Source organism: Aphanothece microscopica RSMan92, assembly GCF_046613545.2.
Classification (GTDB): domain Bacteria; phylum Cyanobacteriota; class Cyanobacteriia; order PCC-6307; family Cyanobiaceae; genus NIES-981.
On sequence record NZ_JBKKKY020000365.1, the window covers coordinates 1 to 570 of the forward strand.

The window sequence follows — 570 nt, forward strand, 5'->3', positions numbered from 1 at the left end:
AGACCGTCGCAGGCAAGATCGCCCTCTTGCCACCTCCCCAGACGAGTGCCTAGGCCCTCATTGCAGGGTCAGCGTGAAGACCTCTTCCGACCAACCGTCGACATTGCAGCGGGCTCGCAGGACGACCTGGGTGATCCCCTCGGGCACGACGACACCTGACAGGCTGCGGGTAAAGGGCTGTTCATCGACATGCGGATGCGCCAGTTCGCGGGTGCCAAGGACCGTGCCATCGACCGTCTCCACGCGCCAGGCATCCGCGTAATGGTCCCATCCGGTATCCGGATGCGAAAGGGTCACATCGAAGCGGAAGCCGTTACTTTCGGCGGTGGTTCTGGCGTCCGTGACCACCGGCGCTTCGGCGAGCGCGGGGGTGACCAAAAGGATCAGTGCAGCAAGCTGTTTCATGCTGTCCAGCCTGCCCGTCCGCGCCGCATGACGAGAGTCACGTCTGCGTGTCGCCCTGCTTTTCCAGCAGGACCGCGCGCGATTGTGACCGGAACTCGCGCCGCAACAGCACGCCCGAGGCAAGAAGCGTCCCGGCCAGAAGCCCCCAAGGGCCTATGAGCCAGC

General features: G+C 64.7%; 1 protein-coding gene. It reads right to left on the reverse strand.

Annotated features, from left to right (window positions below):
• Positions 1-57: 57 nt before the first annotated feature.
• Positions 58-405, reverse strand: coding sequence for a hypothetical protein (locus ACLD7X_RS18030; protein WP_411425063.1), 348 nt, complete (start codon positions 403-405; stop codon positions 58-60).
• Between the last annotated feature and the right edge of the window lie 165 nt (positions 406-570).